The sequence below is a fragment of the Micrococcus sp. KRD077 genome, assembly GCF_017168505.1.
GTDB classification, from domain to species: domain Bacteria; phylum Actinomycetota; class Actinomycetes; order Actinomycetales; family Micrococcaceae; genus Micrococcus; species Micrococcus luteus.
Genome location: NZ_JABFAZ010000010.1, coordinates 1 through 14,548, shown reverse-complemented (window position 1 = coordinate 14,548; position 14,548 = coordinate 1). Strand labels below are relative to the sequence as shown.

Below are 14,548 nucleotides of genomic sequence, written 5' to 3'. Positions count from 1 at the left end.
ATCCGCTCTCCACTGCCGACGTGTCCCCTCGGGCACGTCACTGATCTTCCTCGCCCAGTCCTTGCTTGCCATCGCCCATACCTCCAGTGATTCCGAGAGGGTGTTGCGACGACCGATTGAATCCACCTTGCGATCCTCGATCCGAATGCACCCGGCAACCCTGCACCTCGGCCTTGCCTCCACGCCGGCCCAGAGCCATCTGCAGGGCGTCCACGGCCAGCTGCGAGCTCATCCGCCGATTGATCGAGTAGCCCACGATCCGGTTCGAGAACACGTCCTTGACCGCGCAGAGATAGAGCTTGGAATCCCCGGCCCAATGCTCTGAGATGTCCGTGAGCCACAGCTGGTTCGGCTTCTCAGCGGCGAACTCACGACGAACCAGATCATCATGAACGGCAGGGCCAGGACGCTTGCCCGAGCCGCGACGGATCGAGTGGCAGCAGCGGACCTTCACGAGCCGACAGGCCTTCAACACCTGATGGTCCGACACGGCCAGGCCACGGCCGCGGAGCTCATCAGCCAGGAACCGGTATCCGAACTCCGGGTCATCGGCATGGGCATCGAGGACGGCGTTGGCGGCATGCGCGTCGGACCATTCCCGCTCGCTGACAGGTTCGGCCAGCCACTGGTAGTAGGCCTGACGGGAGAACCCGAGGACCCGGCAGGAGAGTTTCACGGGAATCCCGTCGCGGGCCAGGTCCTTCACGACGGGATAGGTCATTTTGGGGACTGACCCAATTTCAGGTTCGCCTGGGACAGATACGCGGCCGCACGCCGTAGGACCTCGTTCTCCATCTCCAACTCGCGGTTGCGGCGCTTGAGAGCCTTCAGCTCCTCGTTCTCAGCCTTGGTGATGCCGGGCCGGATCCCGGCCTCGACATCATCCTGGGCCAGCCAGCGCCGTAGGCAGGACTCGGCGATGCCGAAGTCCTTCGCGACCTGCGCGATCGGCATCTGACCCTTACGGGCGATCGCGACCACGTCCTGGCGGAACTCTCGGGGGTATGCAGCGGGCATGGGGTCATCCTTCCAGCAGTCCCTCCCGGGACCACAGATCAGATGTCAACCAAACTCACGGCAGACCCTTTCCTCCTACGGGTCAGGACGGGGGTGCCGGGCCAGAGGTCTCGGGCGGGCTGGGCACGGTGGGTGGGGGTGAGCGATAAAGGGGCGGGGGCCGGCGTCGGGGTGCGAGGTGGCGTCCATGGCGTCAGTATGCCAACCGGCCCGGACACCGCAGGCGCGGCGGCGCCGTGCACCGGTGGGATGATGGCGGGATGAAGCTGAGCGCCTACACCGACGTCTGCCTGCGTGTGCTGATGACGCTCGCGGCCGCCGAGGGGGAACGGCTCACCAGCCAGCAGATCGCGGACCGGATCCAGGTGCCCTACAACCACGTGATCAAGGCGGTCGCCGAGCTGCGTCGCCGCGGGACCATCGAGGTGCTGCGCGGTCGGCACGGCGGGGCCATGATCGCCGCGGCCGGTCTGGACCAGCGTGTGGGCGAGCTCGTGCGCTCGCTGAGCAGCCGCGACGAGGTGATCGACTGCGCCGGGCGCGACTCCGGGGTGGCGTGCCCCTACGCCGGCGACTGCCGCCTGCGCGGCGCCCTGCACCGCGCGCGCGAGGCCTTCCTCGCCGAACTCGACACCGTGCGGATCCGGGATCTGGTGAGCGCCGGGCCTGTCGGCGGACCCGTGCTGCTGGGCCTGCCGGAGATCCCCGTGACGCACTGAGGGAACGGGCCGGGGGGCGAGTTCCCGACGGCGACGGCCGGGTGTAATCTGGCAAAACCAGCGCAAGATTCGCCACCGAAGAGACGGAGACCCCCGTGCTGTCCGAGAAGTCCCGCCCCGTCATCGAGGCCACCGCCGCCGTCGTCGCCGAGCACATGCCGGAGATCACGCCCCTGTTCTACGCCCACATGTTCGAGGCCCACCCCGAGCTCCTCGACGGCGTCTTCTCCCGCGCCAACCAGCGCAACGGCGAGCAGGCCCAGGCCCTCGCCGGCTCCATCGTGAGGTTCGCGGTGCACCTGCTCGAGAACCCGGGCACCCTGCCCGAGGCCGTCCTGTCCCGCATCGCCCACAAGCACACCGCCCTCGGCATCGTCGAGGAGCAGTACCCGATCGTCTACGAGAACCTCTTCTGGGCCATCGGCGAGGTGCTCGGCGACGCCGTCACGCCCGCGGTGGCCGACGCCTGGACCGAGGTCTACTGGCTCATGGCCGACGCCCTCATCAAGATCGAGAAGGGCCTCTACGCCCAGCAGGCCAACGACAGGATGTGGACGGACTGGAGGGTCGTCGCGAAGGAGCCCACCGGCAACGCGGCCGTCACCTTCCGCTTCGAGCCGGCCGACGACACCCCGCAGTCCCGCGGCAGGGCCGGTGGCTACGTGTCCGTGCGCCTGAAGGTCGAGGACGGCCTGCGCCAGTGCCGCCAGTACTCCCTCTCCGAGAAGGCCGAGTCCACCACCGAACGTGTCATCACCGTGAAGCTGGACGAGGGCGGCGAGGTCTCGCCCATGCTCATCCAGAACGTGGAGGTCGGCGACGTCATCGAGCTGTCCAACCCCTACGGCGACATCACCCTCGAGGACGAGGACTCCACCGCTCCCCTGGTCCTGGCGACCGCCGGCATCGGCATCACCCCGGCCGCCGCGATCCTGGACGCGCTCGCCCAGCAGGGCTCGGACCGCCAGGTCCTCTTCTTCCACGGCGACGCGTCCTGGGAGGCGGTGGCCCTGCGCGAACAGGTGACGGAGTCCCTGGCGGCGCTGCCGCACGGCGACGCCCGCCTCTTCCTCGGGGTGCGACCCGAGCAGGACCCCGAGGGCGTCACGACCGTCGAGGGTGTGATGCACTTCGACGACGTCGAACTGCCCCGCGACGGGCACTACATCCTGTGCGGCCCGCTCGCGTTCATGCAGTCCACCCGCTCGAAGCTGATCGACGCCGGCGTGCCCGCGACGTCCATCCGCTACGAGATCTTCGGCCCGGACCTCTGGCTCGCCGCCTGATCCGGCCCCGGAACGCGGAACGGCCCGCACCCCTCACGGGGTGCGGGCCGTTCCGCGTGCGGCGGGGCTCAGGCCTGCGCGAAGCGCTGCTTCTGCGCCTCGAAGCGGTCGCGGATGGCCTGCGGCAGGGACTCGCCGAACCGGCCGAGCCACTCCTCGATGAGCTCGTTCTCCTCGGCCCACTCCGCGGCGTCGACCTTGAGGGCGTCCTCGAGGTCCTCAGCCGACACCTCGAGGCCGGACAGGTCGAGCGAGCCCGCGGCCGGCACGAGGCCGATCGGGGTCTCCTCGGCCTCGGCCTTGCCCTCGAGGCGCTCCACGACCCACTTCAGGACGCGGGAGTTCTCGCCGAAGCCGGGCCAGGCGAAGCCGCCGTCGCGGTTGCGGCGGAACCAGTTGACCAGGTAGATGCGCGGCAGCTTCTCCGGGTCGGCCTTGCCGGACTCCCTGACCCAATGGGCCAGGTAGTCGCCGGCGTCGTAGCCGAGGAACGGCAGCATGGCCATCGGGTCGCGGCGCACGACGCCCACGGCGCCGGCGGCGGCCGCGGTGGTCTCCGAGGAGAGGGTGGCGCCCTTGAGGATGCCGTCCTCCCAGTCGAAGGCCTCGGTCACCAGCGGCACGGTGGTCTTGCGGCGGCCGCCGAACAGGATGGCGTCCAGCTTCACGCCCCGCGGGTCGCGGTACTCGTCGGCCAGCATGTCCGTCTGCTCGATGGGCGTGCAGAACCGGGAGTTCGGGTGGGCGGCCGGGGTGCCGGACTCGGGCGTCCAGTCGTTGCCGCGCCAGTCGGTGAGGTGCTCGGGGACCTCGTCCGTCATGCCCTCCCACCACACGCCGCCGTCGTCGGTGAGGGCGACGTTGGTGAAGATGGAGTTGCCCTTGGAGATCGCGCGCATGGCGTTCGGGTTGGTGGACCAGCCGGTGCCGGGGGCGACGCCGAAGTAGCCGGTCTCCGGGTTGATCACGCGGAACTCGCCGTCCTTGCCGGCGCGGATCCAGGTGATGTCGTCGCCCAGGGTCTCGGCCTTCCAGCCCTCGATCGTGGGGTCGATGAGGGCGAGGTTGGTCTTGCCGCAGGCCGAGGGGAAGGCGCCGGTGATGTGGTAGGACCGGCCCTCGGGGTTGGTCAGCTTGAGGATCAGCATGTGCTCGGCGAGCCAGGCCTCGTCCCGGGCCATCACGGAGGCGATGCGCAGCGCGTAGCACTTCTTGCCGAGCAGGGCGTTGCCGCCGTAGCCGGAGCCGAAGGACCAGATGGAGCGCTCCTCGGGGAAGTGCACGATCCACTTGGTCTCGTTGCACGGCCACGGCACGTCCTGCTCGCCCGGCTCCAGCGGGGCGCCCACGGAGTGCACGGCCGGCACGTAGAAGGCCTGCTCGCGGGACATCTTGTCCAGCACGTCCTGGCCGATGCGGGCCATGATGCGCATCGACAGGACCACGTAGGCGGAGTCGGTGATCTCCACGCCGTACTTCGGGTCCTCGGCGTCGAGGTGGCCCATCACGAACGGGATCACGTACATGGTGCGGCCGCGCATGGCGCCGGTGAACGCGTCGTCGAGGATCCCGTGCATCTTCGCCGGGTCCATCCAGTTGTTGGTGAAGCCGGCGTCCTCCTCCTTCTCGGAGCAGATGAAGGTGCGGTCCTCCACACGGGCGACGTCGGCGGGATCGGAGAACGCGGCGAAGGAGTGGGGGAACTTGTCCTCGGCCAGGCGGGTCAGGGTGCCCGCCGCCACGAGCTCGTCCGCGAGACGGTCGCGCTCCTCCTCGGAGCCGTCGACCCACTGGACGGAGTCCGGCTGCGTCAGCTCTGCGATCTGAGCGACCCACTCGCGCAGCTGGGCGTAGTCCGTGGGCGCGTCCGCCAGGGCGCGATCCGCGAACGAGGTGGTGGCGTTGTCAGCCATGGTGGAGAGTCCTCCCATTGGGGTCCGGGGCCGTTCCGTCCCGTCCACTCCGATGCGTGCACCGCCGAAGCGCGCACCACATCGTTGTGGCCGCACGGTCCTGCCATGGTACCCGAGCCCGGCTATCATGGCCGCGCCCCCGCCACACCCCCGACACAGGCCGCCGCAGACCGTCGATTTGCACTCCGTCGGCGAGGTCCTGTAGTGTTCTACGAGTTCGAGCTGCTCCGGCGGATCGGATGATGCGCCCATAGCTCAGCTGGATAGAGCGTCTGTCTACGGAACAGAAGGTCAGGGGTTCGAATCCCTTTGGGCGCACGATCGGAAGGCCCCGCTCCTGCTGGAGCGGGGCCTTCGTCATGTCGGCGCGCCTCTGCCACGCGCGCCGCCGCGGCGGTCAGCGCCCCGGAACCACGAAGTGCGTCAGGGCAGCGTCGCGGCCGTCGAGCTCGGCCCACGGCTTCTCCACCCGGAACACCTGCATCCCGAGCGTCGGGTAGTGCTCGCTCATGCGCAGCGCCGCGTCCTGGTCCGAGTCCAGGCTCATCAGCCGCATGCCCAGCTCCTGCACCCACGGCATGTGGCCCACCACCAGCAGCCGTCGCGTGGTCTCCTCCGTCTCGTTGACGACGGCCAGGGCCCGCGCCGCGTCGGCCCCGTAGAGCCGCGGGTCCAGGTAGGGCGTGGGTGCCAGCTCACCCAGGCGCTCGCACACCCACACGCACGTCTGACGGGTGCGCAGCGCATCGGAGCACACGACGGCGTCCGGGACGAGGTCGTGCTCGCGGAGCCAGTCACCGGCGGTGGGCGCCTGGGCATGGCCTCGCTCGGCGAGCGGGCGGGCGTGGTCGTCGGCCGCGTCGGGCCAGCCGGCCTTGGCGTGCCGGAGGACGATCAGGGTCTTCGCGTCGGCGGTGCTCATGCCGCCAGGCTACGGCGACGGCCCCCGCTCGGGTGAGCGGGGGCCGTCGTCGGACACGGGCGGGCGCGGGTCAGATGCTGTACTCCGGCGCCGCCCACACGACCACCTCGGGGTGGCGGTAGAAGCGGTAGCCCTGGCCGCGCACGGTGCGCACGGTGTTCGCCAGGCGGCCGAGCTTGGCGCGCAGTCGGCGGATGTGCACGTCGATGGTGCGCTCGTTGGGCACCTCGTCTGCGTTGCGCCACAGGGCGTCGAGCAGCTCTTCGCGGCCGACGGTGCGCTCGCCGTTCTCCACGAGGTAGTTCAGGAGCTCGAACTCCTTGAAGGTGAGGTTCAGCGACTCGCCGTCCAGCTGCACCTCGCGCCGGGACAGGTCGATCAGCACACCGGGCTGGCGCGTGGACACGGGGGCCGGCGCCTGCGCCAGGTCGGGACGGGTGCCGCCCTGCACGGTCGGGTCGCCGAGCACCTGCCGCACGACCTCGATGTCGCGGCCCTCCGCGCCGGCGGGGGCCAGGGCGACGGCGGCGTGCGACTCCGCCCCGGGGACGAGGGACTCCACGTAGTGGCGCAGCTCGTTGGCCAGCCGCGTGAGGGAGGTGCCGGCGGCCGAGGCGGCCAGCTCGTCCATGCCCACGTAGATGACGAACCCGCGGGCCTCGTTCTCCCGGGCCACCGCCTGGGGACCCGGGATGCCGTTCGGCGCCAGGACCGGCGTCGGCGCCGTCTGGGAGTCGGGGGCGTCGGTGCCACCGGCCAGGCGCAGGCCTGCGCGGGCCTGGCCTCGGCGGGACATGCCGTCGGCCCGGCGCTGCGCGTTGCGGACGGAGATGTGCACGTATCCGGCGGACTGACCCATGGCCACCACTCCTCTTTCGGCTCATGGCCCCTCCACCGCTCGGTCGGTGCGGCGGACGAGGCGTCACATGACAAGAATGTGACTTCACCGAGGGGACTGGCAAGTAACGTTCGCGCTTTTGTCTCACTATTTGAGAGAACGAGTCCTGAATGTGCTCAACATCACTATTCACGGATCGGAATAGCGTCGCGCGACCGGTCGGCTCGCCCGCGTGACTCTTTCATTGTTCAACACGGCAGGACGCGCCACAGGACGAGTGATTATGCGGAATATTTATGCAGGCGACTTCCAGGTTTTCCATGTGACGCCGTGATGACGGGTCACAGCGGGCCGTGACGTCCACTAAATGGACGACACATTCGCGGCTCCGCTTGACGTCCCCGCCGGAGACGCTCCCACGAGACGACCACGGCCCCCGCCGGGTGGGGTGGGGGCCGTGGTCGTCTCGTGGCGGACGCGGAGGTCCGTTCAGCTCATTCCGCCAGACCGTAGAGCCGGTCGCCGGCGTCGCCGAGGCCGGGGACGATATAGGACCGCTCGTCCAGGCGCTCGTCGACGGCGGCCAGGTACAGGTCCACCTCGACGTCGCCCAGCGAGGCCTCCAGCCGCTCGATGCCCTCGGGCGCTCCGAGCAGGCAGAGGCACGTGACCCGCGCCGCGCCGCGCTGGTAGAGGAAGCGGATGGCCTCGATCAGCGTGCCTCCCGTGGCCAGCATGGGGTCCAGGACGAACACGTGACGCCCGGACAGGTCGGCCGGCAGCCGCTCCGCGTAGGTGACGATGTCCAGCGTCTCCTCGTTGCGGGCCATGCCGAGGAACCCGACCTCGGCGGACGGCGCCATCTTGGTCATCCCCTCCAGCATCCCGAGTCCCGCGCGCAGGATCGGCACGACCAGCGGACGCGGGCGGGCCAGGCGGAAGCCGGTGGTCGCGGTCACCGGGGTCTCGATCCGCACCTCCTCCATGGCCACGTCGCGCGTCGCCTCGTAGGCGAGCAGCATCACGAGCTCCTCCGTGAGCTGCCGGAAGATCATGGACGGGGTCTTCTTGTCCCGCAGGACGCTGAGCTTGTGGGCCACGAGCGGGTGGTCGACGATGTGGACGCGCATGGCGCCCACGGTACCGCCCACGCGTGCCCCTCCGCCCGTCCCCGCGCCCGCGGGGACGCCGACACCGCCCCTAGTTGTAGGAGGGCATGACGTTGTTGACTCGGGCCGGTGCCAACGAGGCCGGAGGAGCGTCTCCGCAGGAGGTATGAGGCCGATGGTAGTTGTAGTGGTTCACCCACACCGCCAGGGCCTCACGCCGAGCGTTAGCGTGAGTCATGAGCGGGTCTCTTCTGGCAGGTCGGTGGTGTAGGAACTTCCATCCTGCGGGAGAGGCCCACTCGTCTCATCTCAGCCCGGTACCCATGTCAAGAACCTCATGACCCACAACAGCTAGGCTGGCCGCGTGTCCTCCCCCGTCCCCTCCCCCGCGCCCTCGGCCGAGCAGGAGCACGTGTGGATGGGCCTGGCCCTCCGGGCCGCCCGCGCGGCCGGAGCGGCCGGCGACGTGCCGATCGGTGCCGCCCTCGTGGCCGGCGACGGGACCGTCCTGGCCGTCGTCGGGAACGAGCGCGAGCAGCACCACGACCCCACCGCCCACGCCGAGGTCCTCGCGCTGCGCCGCGGGGCGGAGCTGCGGGCCGCCGCCGGAGCGGGCGACGGCTGGCGCCTGACGGACTGCACCCTCGTGGTGACCCTCGAGCCCTGCCCCATGTGCGCCGGTGCGCTGCTGCTGGCCCGGATCCCGCGCGTCGTGTTCGGGGCGTGGGACCCGAAGGCGGGCGCGTGCGGATCGGTGCTGGATGTGGTCCGCGACCCCCGCTTCAACCACCAGGTGCAGGTCCGCGCCGGCGTCCGTTCCGAGGAGAGCGCGGCGCTGCTGCGGGGGTTCTTCGCGGCACAGCGCGACTGAACGCGCCCCGCCCGACGACGGCGGGCGGCCGGTTTGGGCGCGCCGCCACGGCTCGGGTAGGGTGTCCTGGTCTGGTGACGTGTCCGAGCGGCCGAAGGTGCAGCACTCGAAATGCTGTGTACGGTAACCCCGTACCGTGGGTTCAAATCCCACCGTCACCGCCAGATGTGAAGCCCGGGAGCCTCGTGCTCCCGGGCTTTCGCCATGCCGGGGCGGGTCCGGCCGCCGGCTCAGCGCGGCAGGACGGCGTCCAGGAACGAGGCCACCGCGGACCACGAGATGGTGGCGTGCACGGCGCTGGCCGGCACACCGTTGCGGAGCACCTCCGCGCTGCGGGTCTTCGCGGTCATCATGCCCAGGTCGCGGCCACCCTCGGCCACCGAGTAGAACGCGGTGCGCAGTCCGGCGGCCTCGGCGGCCCGGTACAGCTCGAGGCTCTGCCCCCACGGGACCGTGACGTCCTTGCGCCCGTGGACGACCAGCAGGGGCGGCGAGTCCGGGCGCACGTGTGTGATCGGGGAGGCCAGCCGGGTCAGGCCGCCCGAGGCCAGGACCGACACCCCCAGCATGTCCGACTTGGTGCTGCGGTCGTCGAGGTGGCAGTGCTCCAGCCGGTTCGCGCGGTTGTAGTCCGCACACGCGCCCGGGAGCATCTGGCGGTTCATCGTCAGGAAGTCCGTGGGGCCGAAGAAGTCCACGATCGCCTGGACGCGGTCCTCCTCCGGGACGGCGTGGCCGCCGTCGGGCACCTCCCGGCCGGGCGGCGTCACCTGCTCCCGGTCCAGGTCCTGTCCGCCCGTGAGGCCGGCCATGAGGGCGTTCCAACCGCCCGACGACGAGCCGGCCACGGCCACCCGCCCCGCGTCCAGCTGCAGGCCCGGGGCGTTGCGCCGCACCCAGCGGACCGCCGCCGTCGCGTCCTCCACCTGGGCGGGGAACGTGCCCTGCTTGGAGCTGCGCACCGAGAACGCGGCGACGGCGTAGCCGTGCGGGACCAGGCCGCGGGCGACGTCGACACCGTCGCTGTAGCCGCGATCGCTGCGCCAGCCGGAGCCCGCGTTCCACACGAGGACCGGGAACGGGCCCTGGCCCGGCGGCCGGTACACGTCGATGCGTCCGGCGCGCCCGGGCAGGGCCGCGTACGTGTGCCCGGTGGAGCTGCGCATGTCGTACAGGGCCGGCGCGTTGGCGCCCAGCGGCCCGGTGGTCGCGCCGGCCAGGTCGGTGACGACGGCCACCCCACCCACCGCGAGGGCGCCGACCCCGAGGCCGAGCGCGGCGCGGCGGGACACCCGCGGGGACCGTGCGGTCGACGTCATGGGCCCCTTCCCGTGCGGAGCCAGGCACCCCGCCCCGGCGAGCGTAACCGAGCGGCGGGGGCCGACCCCCGTACCGTGTCCGCGGCCGGTGCGATCATGGGGCCATGTCTGTTCGGGTGCTGGCCATCGGCAAGAAGCATGAGGCGTGGGTCGTCGACGGGATCGACCGCTACGAGCGGCGCCTCAAGAGGCCCTACGACCTCTCGTGGCGTCTGCTGCCGCACTCCGCGCGGCAGGAGGAGGCGGCGCGCACGGAGGAGTCGGACCGGATCCTGGGCGCGGTCGGCGCGGACGAGCACCTGATCCTGCTGGACGAGCGGGGGACGGCGTTCGACTCGCCGGGTCTGGCGCGGCACCTGCAGAGCCGGTTCGACGTCGGCGCCCCGGTGACGATGGTGATCGGAGGCGCGTACGGGGTGGACGCCCGGGTCCACGCCCGCGCGGACCGCGTCTGGTCCCTGTCCCCGCTCGTCTTCCCGCACCAGCTCGTGCGGCTGATCCTGGCGGAGCAGGTCTACCGAGCCCAGGAGATCTCCGCCGGCCGACCGTACCACCACGCATGAGCGGGCCCGCGGAGACCGCAGCGGGCACGGCCACGCCCGCGGCCGACGTCGTCCTGGGCCGGTTCACCGAGCCCACGCGCGCCTGGTTCACGGGCGCGTTCGAGGCCCCGACGCCGGCCCAGCTCGGCGCGTGGGACGCGATCTCCTCGGGGCGGCACGCGCTGGTGATCGCGCCGACCGGCTCGGGCAAGACCCTCTCCTCCTTCCTCTGGGCGCTCGACTCGTTCGTGCGCGAGCCCGCCACCGAGGGGACGGCGGCCACCCGCGTCCTCTACGTCTCGCCGCTGAAGGCGCTCGGCGTGGATGTGGAGCGGAACCTGCGGGCCCCGCTGGTGGGCATCACGCAGACCGCCGCGCACCAGGGCAGGCCCGTGCCGCGCGTGCGGGTGGGTGTGCGCTCCGGGGACACCCCGGCGGCCGAGCGGCGGCGCCTGCAGCAGGATCCGCCGGACATCCTCATCACCACGCCCGAGTCGCTGTACCTCATGCTCACCTCGCAGGCCCGCGCGGCGCTGACCGGGGTCCGCACGGTGATCGTGGACGAGGTGCACGCCGTGGCCGGGACCAAGCGCGGCGCCCACCTGGCCGTCTCCCTCGAGCGCCTGGACGCCCTGCTGGACACGCCGGTGCAGCGGATCGGCCTGTCCGCCACGGTCGAGCCGGCCGCCGAGGTGGCCCGGTTCCTCGGCGGCACGCAGCCGGTGACGGTGGTGCGGCCCGCCTCGGCCAAGCGCTGGGACCTGACGGTCACGGTGCCGGTGCCGGACCTGACGGACCTCTCCTCCCCCGCCGCAGCCCACGACCTGGGGCCCGGCTCCTCGACGGGCGGGCTCGGCGACGAGGGCGCGGTGACGGGCGGGTCCATCTGGCCGCACGTCGAGGAGCGGATCGTGGACCTGGTGGCCGAGCGGCGTTCCACGCTCGTGTTCGCCAACTCCCGGCGCCTGGCCGAGCGCCTCACCGGTCGGCTCAACGAGATCTGGGAGGCCCGCGCCGAGGCGGCCGCCGCGGCCGAGCACCCGGACGCCGTCCCCGGCTTCCGCACACCGGACCCGACCGGCTTCCACGGCCCCGCCCAGGTGGCCGGGCAGACCGGCACCGGATCGGGCACCGTCTCCGACTTCGCCCGCGCCCACCACGGCTCCGTGTCCAAGGAGCAGCGCGCCATCGTCGAGGAGGCGCTGAAGACCGGCCAGATCCGCTGCGTCGTGGCCACGAGCTCGCTCGAGCTGGGCATCGACATGGGCGCGGTGGACCAGGTGATCCAGGTGGAGTCGCCGCCCTCGGTGGCCTCCGGTCTGCAGCGCGTGGGCCGCGCCGGCCACCAGGTGGGTGAGGTCTCCCGCGGCGTGTTCTTCCCCAAGCACCGGGGCGACCTCGTGGACACCGCCGTCGTGGCCGAGCGCATGACGGCCGGGCGCATCGAGTCGCTGCGGATCCCCGCCAACCCGCTGGACATCCTCGCCCAGCACACCGTGGCCGCCGTCGCCGTCGCGGACCTGGACGCACAGGGGTGGTTCGACCTCGTGCGCCGGTCCGCGCCGTTCGCCACGCTGCCGTTCTCCGCCTACGAGTCCGTGCTCGACCTGCTGGCCGGCCGCTACCCCTCGGACGAGTTCGCCGAGCTGCGCCCGCGCATCCTGTGGGACCGGGAGAACGGCACGCTCGCCGCCCGCCCCGGCGCCCAGCGCCTGGCGGTCACCTCGGGCGGCACCATCCCGGACCGCGGCCTGTTCGGGGTGTTCCTGGCCTCCGACGGCGGCGCGGACGGCACCCCCGGCGGCGCGGCGGCCGGGGACACGGCCGAGTCGGCGGGCACCGCGTCCGCGGGCTCGGCCCGCTCCGGCGGGCGCCGGGTCGGCGAGCTCGACGAGGAGATGGTCTACGAGTCCCGCGTGGGGGACGTCATCCTGCTGGGCGCCACGAGCTGGCGCATCGTGGACATCACCGCGGACCGCGTCCTGGTGCTGCCCGCCTACGGGCAGCCCGGCAAGCTCCCGTTCTGGCGGGGCGACGCCGCGGGCCGGCCGGCGGAGCTGGGCGACGCCGTCGGGCGCTTCCGCCGCGAGCTGGACGCGGACCCCGAGGCCGGCCGCACCCGCCTGGCCGCCGCAGGCCTGGACCCGTGGGCGCAGGACAACCTCCTGGCCTACCTGAAGGACCAGCGCGAGGCCACCGGGGTGCTGCCCACCGAGCAGACGCTCGTGGTGGAGCGGTTCACGGACGAGCTCGGCGACTGGCGCGTGGTGCTGCACTCCCCCTACGGCATGGCGGTGCACGCCCCGTGGGCGCTCGCGGTGGGGGCGCGGCTGGCGCAGCGGTACGGGCTGGAGACCGGCTCGGGCGCGGCGATGGCGGCCGACGACGGGATCGTGCTGCGCATCCCCCTGATGGACGCGGAGCCGCCGGGCGCGGAGCTGTTCGAGTTCACGGCCGAGGAGCTGGACGAGATCGTCACGGCGGAGGTCGGCGGGTCCGCGCTGTTCGCCGCCCGGTTCCGGGAGAACGCGGCCCGGTCCCTGCTGCTGCCGCGCCGTGACCCCGGGCGGCGGACCCCCCTGTGGCAGCAGCGGCAGCGGTCCGCGCAGCTGCTGGACGTGGCACGGAAGCACCCGCGGTTCCCCGTGATCCTGGAGACCGTGCGCGAGGTGCTCCAGGACGTCTACGACCTCTCGGCGCTCAAGGAGCTCGCGGGGCGGGTGTCCTCACGGGCCGTCCGGCTCGTGGAGGTCACGACGACGGCACCCTCGCCGTTCAGCCAGTCCATCCTGTTCGGCTACATCGCCCAGTTCATCTACGAGGGCGACTCCCCGCTGGCCGAGCGCCGCGCCGCCGCGCTCTCCCTCGACCCCGCGCTGCTGTCCGAGCTGCTGGGCACGGAGGAGCTGCGCGAGCTGCTCGACGCCGAGGTCATCGCGGAGGTCGAGGCCCAGCTGCAGCGGCTCGCGCCCGACCGGCGCGCCCGCGGGGTCGAGGGCGTGGCGGACCTGCTGCGCCTGCTGGGACCGCTGTCCGTCGCCGAGGCCGCGCGGCGCACACGGGCCGAGGGGGAGGCGGAGGAGGCCGCGGACGAGGACGCCGTCGCCGGGATGCTGGCGGAGCTCGAGCGCGCCGGCCGCGCGTTCCGCCTGCGCCAGGACGGGGTCGAGCGGTTCGCCGCCGTCGAGGACGCCGCCCGCCTGCGGGACGCGCTCGGCACGCCGATCCCGCACGGAGTGCCCACCGCATTCCTCGACCCGGTCGACGACCCGCTCGGGGACCTCGTGGGCCGCTACGCCCGCACCCACGGCCCCTTCACCGCCGCCGAGGCGGGGGCTGCGCTGGGGCTGGGGGGCGCCGTCGTGCTCTCGGTGCTGCAGCGCCTGGCCACCGAGCGCCGCGTGAGCACGGGCGCGTTCCGGCCGGAGGGCACCCCCGGAGCCACCGGCCTGGACGCCGAGTGGTGCGACGCCGAGGTGCTGCGGCGGATCCGCATGCGCTCCCTCGCCGCGCTGCGCGCCGAGGTCGAGCCGGTGGACCAGGCCGCCTACGCCCGGTTCCTCGCCGACTGGCAGCACCTGCGGCCGCGGACGGGGCGCGACGGGGCCTGGCGGCCGCCGGCCACGCTCGAGGGCGTGGACGGGGTGGCCACCGTCCTGGACCAGCTGGCCGGCACGCCCCTGCCCGCGAGCGCGTGGGAGTCCCTCGTGCTGCCCGCCCGCGTACGGGACTACGCCCCCGCCCTGCTCGACGAGCTGCTGGCCACGGGCGAGTACGTGTGGTCGGGCGTCGGGGAGGCCGCCGGCAACGACGGTTGGGTGGCCCTGCACCCCGCCGACGCCGTGGACCTCACGCTGCGCCTGCCCGAGCCCGCCGAGGAGACGCCCGCCGACGCCGCCCTGCGCGCGGCCGTGCTCGAGGTGCTCGCCGGCGGCGGGGCCTGGTTCTTCCCCCAGCTCGTGGAGCGGGTGCGGGCGGCGCAGGCGGCGGCCGGCGACGGCGGCACGGGGAC

12 protein-coding genes, 2 tRNA genes and 1 pseudogene are annotated in these 14,548 nt (G+C 72.5%); 7 read left to right on the top strand and 8 right to left on the bottom strand.

Annotated elements, in window-relative coordinates:
- Positions 1 to 37: 37 nt before the first annotated feature.
- Both J1M39_RS03605 and J1M39_RS03600 read right to left on the bottom strand, forming a co-directional pair.
- A complete protein-coding gene (locus J1M39_RS03605; protein WP_113913947.1) occupies positions 38 to 721 on the bottom strand; it encodes a DDE-type integrase/transposase/recombinase in 684 nt (227 codons plus the stop codon).
- Positions 718 to 1,017, bottom strand: a complete 300-nt coding sequence (locus J1M39_RS03600) for a transposase (protein WP_002854321.1) — start codon at positions 1,015 to 1,017, stop codon at positions 718 to 720. The genes J1M39_RS03605 and J1M39_RS03600 overlap by 4 nt, the downstream gene beginning before the upstream one ends.
- 260 nt (positions 1,018 to 1,277) lie before the next feature.
- Between J1M39_RS03600 and J1M39_RS03595 the strand changes: the two genes are divergently transcribed.
- Both J1M39_RS03595 and J1M39_RS03590 read left to right on the top strand, forming a co-directional pair.
- Positions 1,278 to 1,736 carry an RrF2 family transcriptional regulator gene (locus J1M39_RS03595; protein WP_041102859.1) on the top strand — a complete coding sequence of 153 codons (459 nt, stop codon included), beginning with the start codon at positions 1,278 to 1,280 and terminating at the stop codon, positions 1,734 to 1,736.
- A gap of 95 nt (positions 1,737 to 1,831) precedes the next feature.
- Positions 1,832 to 3,022 carry a globin domain-containing protein gene (locus J1M39_RS03590; RefSeq protein ID WP_069941745.1) on the top strand — a complete coding sequence of 397 codons (1,191 nt, stop codon included), beginning with the start codon at positions 1,832 to 1,834 and terminating at the stop codon, positions 3,020 to 3,022.
- Between the two features lie 68 nt (positions 3,023 to 3,090).
- Here the strand turns inward: J1M39_RS03590 and J1M39_RS03585 are convergent, their stop codons facing one another.
- Entirely contained in the window at positions 3,091 to 4,935 is a 1,845-nt protein-coding gene (locus J1M39_RS03585) for a phosphoenolpyruvate carboxykinase (GTP) (protein ID WP_036316066.1), read from the bottom strand.
- A 244-nt stretch (positions 4,936 to 5,179) separates the two neighbouring features.
- On the opposite strand from J1M39_RS03585, the gene J1M39_RS03580 reads away from it, so the two are divergent.
- Positions 5,180 to 5,253, top strand: a tRNA-Arg gene (locus tag J1M39_RS03580).
- A 79-nt stretch (positions 5,254 to 5,332) separates the two neighbouring features.
- Here the strand turns inward: J1M39_RS03580 and J1M39_RS03575 are convergent.
- The 4 genes and pseudogenes from J1M39_RS03575 to J1M39_RS03560 form a co-directional block, all read right to left on the bottom strand.
- Positions 5,333 to 5,857: a SixA phosphatase family protein gene (locus tag J1M39_RS03575; protein WP_095353556.1), complete on the bottom strand. Its 525-nt coding sequence runs from the start codon at positions 5,855 to 5,857 to the stop codon at positions 5,333 to 5,335.
- Between the two features lie 70 nt (positions 5,858 to 5,927).
- Entirely contained in the window at positions 5,928 to 6,716 is a 789-nt protein-coding gene (locus tag J1M39_RS03570; RefSeq protein ID WP_036316068.1) for a winged helix-turn-helix domain-containing protein, read from the bottom strand.
- A gap of 473 nt (positions 6,717 to 7,189) precedes the next feature.
- Positions 7,190 to 7,825: a uracil phosphoribosyltransferase gene (upp, locus tag J1M39_RS03565; protein ID WP_069941749.1), complete on the bottom strand. Its 636-nt coding sequence runs from the start codon at positions 7,823 to 7,825 to the stop codon at positions 7,190 to 7,192.
- A gap of 70 nt (positions 7,826 to 7,895) precedes the next feature.
- Positions 7,896 to 8,039 (bottom strand): annotated as a pseudogene (locus tag J1M39_RS03560) (integrase core domain-containing protein); the annotation flags it as partial.
- 129 nt (positions 8,040 to 8,168) lie between these two features.
- On the opposite strand from J1M39_RS03560, the gene J1M39_RS03555 reads away from it, so the two are divergent.
- Positions 8,169 to 8,675 carry a nucleoside deaminase gene (locus J1M39_RS03555; RefSeq protein ID WP_069941747.1) on the top strand — a complete coding sequence of 169 codons (507 nt, stop codon included), beginning with the start codon at positions 8,169 to 8,171 and terminating at the stop codon, positions 8,673 to 8,675.
- Positions 8,676 to 8,748: 73 nt separating this feature from the next.
- Positions 8,749 to 8,839: transfer RNA gene (locus tag J1M39_RS03550), tRNA-Ser, on the top strand.
- A gap of 66 nt (positions 8,840 to 8,905) precedes the next feature.
- On the opposite strand, the gene J1M39_RS03545 is transcribed toward J1M39_RS03550, so the two are convergent.
- Positions 8,906 to 9,994, bottom strand: coding sequence for an alpha/beta hydrolase (locus J1M39_RS03545; RefSeq protein WP_206496467.1), 1,089 nt, complete (start codon positions 9,992 to 9,994; stop codon positions 8,906 to 8,908).
- 104 nt (positions 9,995 to 10,098) lie between these two features.
- Between J1M39_RS03545 and J1M39_RS03540 the strand changes: the two genes are divergently transcribed.
- Positions 10,099 to 10,557 carry a 23S rRNA (pseudouridine(1915)-N(3))-methyltransferase RlmH gene (locus J1M39_RS03540; RefSeq protein WP_169577790.1) on the top strand — a complete coding sequence of 153 codons (459 nt, stop codon included), beginning with the start codon at positions 10,099 to 10,101 and terminating at the stop codon, positions 10,555 to 10,557.
- Positions 10,554 to 14,548 (top strand): ATP-dependent helicase (locus J1M39_RS03535; RefSeq protein ID WP_206496466.1); only part of this gene is annotated, 3,995 nt, incomplete at its 3' end. The genes J1M39_RS03540 and J1M39_RS03535, both read left to right, overlap by 4 nt.

Excerpts from the sequence above, each read along its gene's own strand:
- J1M39_RS03605 (WP_113913947.1), bottom strand. The coding sequence starts at position 721 with ATGACCTATCCCGTCGTGAAGGACCTGGCCCGCGACGGGATTCCCGTG.
- J1M39_RS03600 (WP_002854321.1), bottom strand. The coding sequence starts at position 1,017 with ATGCCCGCTGCATACCCCCGAGAGTTCCGCCAGGACGTGGTCGCGATC.
- J1M39_RS03595 (WP_041102859.1), top strand. The coding sequence starts at position 1,278 with ATGAAGCTGAGCGCCTACACCGACGTCTGCCTGCGTGTGCTGATGACG.
- J1M39_RS03585 (WP_036316066.1), bottom strand. The coding sequence starts at position 4,935 with ATGGCTGACAACGCCACCACCTCGTTCGCGGATCGCGCCCTGGCGGAC.
- J1M39_RS03575 (WP_095353556.1), bottom strand. The coding sequence starts at position 5,857 with ATGAGCACCGCCGACGCGAAGACCCTGATCGTCCTCCGGCACGCCAAG.
- J1M39_RS03570 (WP_036316068.1), bottom strand. The coding sequence starts at position 6,716 with ATGGGTCAGTCCGCCGGATACGTGCACATCTCCGTCCGCAACGCGCAG.
- upp (WP_069941749.1), bottom strand. The coding sequence starts at position 7,825 with ATGCGCGTCCACATCGTCGACCACCCGCTCGTGGCCCACAAGCTCAGC.
- J1M39_RS03545 (WP_206496467.1), bottom strand. The coding sequence starts at position 9,994 with ATGACGTCGACCGCACGGTCCCCGCGGGTGTCCCGCCGCGCCGCGCTC.
- J1M39_RS03540 (WP_169577790.1), top strand. The coding sequence starts at position 10,099 with ATGTCTGTTCGGGTGCTGGCCATCGGCAAGAAGCATGAGGCGTGGGTC.